The 4,554-nt window shown below is 58.0% G+C and carries 7 protein-coding genes; 2 read left to right on the plus strand and 5 right to left on the minus strand.

The window, feature by feature from the left end:
- Positions 1–251, minus strand: a 251-nt coding sequence (locus AC1DRJ_RS19700) for a hypothetical protein (RefSeq protein WP_477803626.1), incomplete at its 3' end; no start/stop codon positions are given.
- Between the two features lie 406 nt (positions 252–657).
- On the opposite strand from AC1DRJ_RS19700, the gene AC1DRJ_RS19705 reads away from it, so the two are divergent.
- Positions 658–1,128: a DUF1289 domain-containing protein gene (locus AC1DRJ_RS19705; protein WP_477803621.1), complete on the plus strand. Its 471-nt coding sequence runs from the start codon at positions 658–660 to the stop codon at positions 1,126–1,128.
- 104 nt (positions 1,129–1,232) lie between these two features.
- Here the strand turns inward: AC1DRJ_RS19705 and AC1DRJ_RS19710 are convergent, their stop codons facing one another.
- Positions 1,233–2,093: a universal stress protein gene (locus AC1DRJ_RS19710; protein ID WP_477803622.1), complete on the minus strand. Its 861-nt coding sequence runs from the start codon at positions 2,091–2,093 to the stop codon at positions 1,233–1,235.
- 164 nt (positions 2,094–2,257) lie between these two features.
- Here AC1DRJ_RS19710 and AC1DRJ_RS19715 point away from each other — a divergent pair, with 164 nt between their 5' ends.
- Positions 2,258–2,866: a MiaE family protein gene (locus tag AC1DRJ_RS19715; protein WP_157712979.1), complete on the plus strand. Its 609-nt coding sequence runs from the start codon at positions 2,258–2,260 to the stop codon at positions 2,864–2,866.
- 112 nt (positions 2,867–2,978) lie between these two features.
- Here AC1DRJ_RS19715 and AC1DRJ_RS19720 read toward each other — a convergent pair whose 3' ends face one another.
- The 3 genes from AC1DRJ_RS19720 to AC1DRJ_RS19730 all read right to left on the minus strand — a co-directional run.
- Positions 2,979–3,467, minus strand: a complete 489-nt coding sequence (locus AC1DRJ_RS19720; RefSeq protein ID WP_477803623.1) for a GFA family protein — start codon at positions 3,465–3,467, stop codon at positions 2,979–2,981.
- A gap of 151 nt (positions 3,468–3,618) precedes the next feature.
- The gene (locus AC1DRJ_RS19725) at positions 3,619–4,236 is read right to left on the minus strand and encodes a DNA-3-methyladenine glycosylase family protein (RefSeq protein ID WP_477803624.1); all 618 of its coding nucleotides are present in this window, start codon (positions 4,234–4,236) and stop codon (positions 3,619–3,621) included.
- Between the two features lie 5 nt (positions 4,237–4,241).
- Positions 4,242–4,554: isocitrate lyase/phosphoenolpyruvate mutase family protein (locus AC1DRJ_RS19730; RefSeq protein WP_477803625.1), on the minus strand; the 313-nt coding region annotated here is incomplete at its 5' end.

Raw genomic sequence — 4,554 nt, forward strand, 5'->3', positions numbered from 1 at the left:
TTCTTGTCGATCAGAGGGGATTGGGCTTCGCCTTTGGCGAGGGCGGACAGGAAGCCGGCCTTTACATAGGCGGCTTCGTCCACTCCAGGTGGAACGCGATTGGTGATCAGGTCAACGAGGAAAGCTTCTTCGCCAGCCGGGGGATTCTTCAGCAGCTCGATCAGGCCTGCAGTTTGTTCGGCGTTAAGCGGCTGGGGAACGATACCCAGTGCTGCACGCTCTTCGATATGTTTGCGGTAGGCTTCAAGCACAGTTATTACCCTCATCAGTGGTCCCAAATGGGTGTCCGGGACGCTCATCCCGAATTGCCGTACTCATGCGCTGCATGGCGTTGTGAGCCATTTAGCCAGAATTACCGACAATTCCTTACAGAAGCTGCTTTCAAAGTTTTACGCCTGCAGAACGGGAGCTGATGAGGGTTGGCGCTGAGCTTTTCCCCGCTGGAAAAACCCTTCGCCAACACCGCTCTGAAGGAACGACTGTGCTCGTGACGCTTTGAAAACAGCTTCTAACGGACATTGGCGCCTTAAAAGGCTGGCTGATTCTACGGCAAAAAAAATATAAACGTAAGTTAGCCCCTGAACTTTGAGGGGTGATGAATGTTAGACAAAGGGCTAACATGCGGACCTGTCCTGCTTTTCCGTGTTTTGCCTACCTATGCCCAATCAGACCATCAAGACCCCCTGCGTCGGCCTTTGCTCCACCGTTTACGGTGATTTGGTGTGCCGTGGCTGCAAGCGTTTCCACCATGAAGTGATCAACTGGAATGGTTACAACGAGGCGGAAAAGCGCGCGGTGTGGCTGCGTCTCGAGCAATTGCTGTCCCAAGTGATGGCCAGCAAGCTGGAGGTTTTCGACCCTCAGCGCCTGCGTTTGCAACTGGAGCAACGCAAGATTCGATTTGTGCCGCATCAGTCGGAGTATTGCTGGGCGTATCAGCTTATTGCCCGTGGGGCGCGAGTGATCAATAACCTGGAGGCCTACGGGATGGTGCTGATGCCGGAATTTCGCGACTGGAACCTGCCGGAATTGCGCTATGCCATTGATCGGGAATTTTTCTTGCTCTCTGAGGCGCATTACCAACGGTACATCGCACCRGGATTCCTGAAAGACGCCTTCGGCGCCTAAAAGCTTCGCGAGCAAGCCCGCTCCCACAGGGGATCAGTGTCGTTCACAAGACCAATGTGGGAGCGGGCTTGCTCGCGAAGGCGTCTGCTTCGACACCGCCTATTTCAATGCTGCGCCAATTCCTCAAGATGATCCTCAATCTCCTGTGGCTTGAGCACCAGCACATCGCTTTCCACCTTATCCAGCACCACTTCCGCCGTATTGCCGATCAAAGCCCCCGACAACCCGGACCGCGCAACGGTGCCGATCACGGTCACCGCCGCCTGCAGTTTGTGCACCATGAACGGGATCAGCACATCCGCCGGACCTTCCTCGATATGCAAATGCGCCTCGTCGATGTCGAATTCCGCCTGGAAGGCCCGGCACTGCTCCCGATAGCGCGCTTCGATGGTTTCCTTGAGCTGGAACGTCGGGTCGGCCGATGACAGCATCGGCGACGGATGCGCACTGATCACGTGCAGATGCGCCTTGGCCAGGCTGGCGATGTCATAGCCATAATCGATGATGGTGTTGTGCAGGTGACGGTGTTCGCCATCGCTATTACCCACGTCGACGGCGGCCAGAATGACTTTGTCTCTCCAGGAACCGGCGGTTTTCACCAGCAGCACCGGTGTCGGGCATTCACGCAGCAGTTTCCAGTCATCCGGGGTGAGCAGGGCCTTTTTCAGCGGGTTGTCCGGGTAATGCTGCTTGACCACCAGCCCACATCCCTCGGCTTGCTGCACATCAATGATGGTTTGGTGCAGGCTCTGATTCCACGTCTGCTCGGTCGTGACGCTGTAGCCGTCGGCTATCAGAGCGGCCTTGAGCACGCCCAACATGCCGCCGTGATCATGCTTTGGATCGCCGACCAGCAGGTGCAGGTGGGCCTGGGTCACACCGGCAATCAATTTGGCCCGCTTTAGCGCCAGGCTCTCCGAATGTTCGGGTTCTATGACCACCAGAATGCTGCGAATGGCTTGCATGATCGGGATCTCCATAAACGGGTAAAAAGCACGGCGTTGCACAACTATAGTTGCTGCTCGTCAACCAGGTACTTGATGCATATCAACGGTTGGCGACTGGTGGTCTGCCCGCAGGCCGGTATAATCGGCGCCCTTCGGTTTTGAACCCTTTATCCGTGAGCCCCATGATCCTTCCCGAAATTCACGAGTTCCTCGGCTGCCGTACCCCTGACGGCTGGGTGCAGGCGGCACTGGCCGATCAGGAAACGTTGCTGATCGACCACAAGAACTGCGAATTCAAGGCCGCCAGCACGGCGCTGAGCCTGATTGCCAAGTACCACTCCCATGTCGACCTGATCAACCTGATGTCGCGCCTGGCGCGGGAAGAGCTGGTGCACCATGAACAAGTCATGCGCCTGATGAAAAAGCGCAAGATCGAGCTGCGCCAGTTGTCCGCCGGGCGTTACGCCTCGGGCCTGCGCAAAGTGGTGCGCAGCCATGAGCCGGTGAAACTGGTGGATACACTGGTGGTGGGCGCTTTTATCGAAGCACGCAGCTGCGAGCGTTTCGAGGCGCTGGTGCCGCATCTGGACGAAGAACTGGGCAAGTTTTACTTCGGTCTGCTGAAAAGCGAGGCCCGACATTTTCAGGGTTACCTGAAACTGGCTTACCAGTACGGGGACGCCAAGGACATCGCGCAAGTGATCGATAAGGTCCGCGCGGCAGAGCAGGATCTGATCGAGTCGCCGGATGTGGAATTTCGCTTCCACAGTGGCGTGCCCGCTGCGGCCTGAGTCCTTGTAAGGTTAAGTATCATCGCGAGCAGGCTCACTCCCACATCTGGAATGCGGTCCCCTGTGTGCGAGCCTGTTCGCGATGAGGCCATCAGCACCACCGCAACACCTCTCAGCGAGTTAAACCCAAGCGTTCATGCCAATCGGCGATGGACTCTTCGGGATAGACCTCGAACTGCTGATCGCCAGACTGCGCCTCGACTTCCACCCACGGCGCTTTTGAACCGAGCATCAAGTGCGTGTGCTCTGGCGGGACCGGCAACGGGGTGTCGATGGCGGACGCAAACGGGTGGATCAATTCCGGCCATTCAGGACTGAATAGCCATAGGCCGGTCCCGCAAAGGGCGCAGAAATGCCGTTCGGCGCTGCTGCTGTGCGCTCGTTTATCGCCTTCATTCTTGATACGCGCATGGTAAATCGCGATGTGCTTGCGGCCGCGTACCTTCAAACTCTTGGCATCGCCCCCGAGGTTGATTGCATAACCGCCACCGCCCTGAGTCTTGCGACAGATCGAGCAGTAGCAACGCTGATAAGGGTAGGGGTGGGCGCTGTTCAGGCTGAATGACACGGCGCCGCAATGGCAGGAGCCTTCTAGCTGCATGGTTGCCTCCTGCGAGTTTTGGGCTTATCTGCAAAGCTTAGACTTTCAGCGGCAGGGTTGGCCTGCAACATAGAATCTCCCACAGTGGATCTTCGGTGTTCACAAAATCCCTGTGGGAGCGTGGCTTGCCCGCGATGAACGATAACGCGGTCTATCGGGACGGCACCCGCCACAAATACCACGCCGCCACCGTCCGATACGGGCTCCACGTCAACCCGATTTCAACCATCTGCTTACGTGTCGGCTGCACCTCCAGCCCTTTCAACCGTCGATACCCTTCACGCACGCCAAAGTCATCGCCCGGCAGAATATCCGGTCGTTCGAGGCTGTAAATCAGCAACATCTCAACCGTCCAGCGGCCAACCCCGCGCAAGGTAATCAAGCGCTCGATCAACGCCTCATCCTCCATCGCCAACGCTGTCGCATACTCCGGCACCACCCCGTCCAGCGTCGCTTGGGCAATTCCTTGAATGGTCGCGATCTTGCCCGCCGAAAACCCGCAACTGCGCAGTTGATCGAAGCCGGTCGCCAGAATCTGTTCCGGCCGCGGGAATGCCCCTGACGGAAACAACGCCAGCAACCGCCCGACAATTGCATCCCCGGCCTTGGCGTGCAGTTGCTGATAGGCAATCGCCCGCACCAGCGACTCATACGGATCGCGGGCCGCATGGGGCTGGTGCAGGCACGGGCCTATAGCCGCGATGTGGCGTGCCCAGTCTGCGTCGAGGGACGCTAAAAACCGGGTCGCCGGCAGATAGGGATCGGGCATGGCGATCAAGCGTTTCCAGTGGTTTTCAGCAAGGCGTTAACTTCACCGTATGTAAAAGCCTTGAGATGACTGCTGTCGAGTTTGCCGGTCTCCAGAAAACTCTTGGCCAGCCCGGCCATGGCGCCATATAAAAACTCGGCGATGCCCGATCCGGCACTCAAACGCCGCACGCCCAGTGCTTTCAATGCTTCAAGCGATGGCAACCCCGGCAGGCCCAGCACATTCACCGGCAACGTCGTACCCTGGCACAGCGCGGCGATTTCGTACTCTGCCGAGACACCTGCCGCAAACAACCCGTCGGCACCCGCCGCTTGATAC

Source organism: Pseudomonas sp. P5_B2, assembly GCF_056400445.1.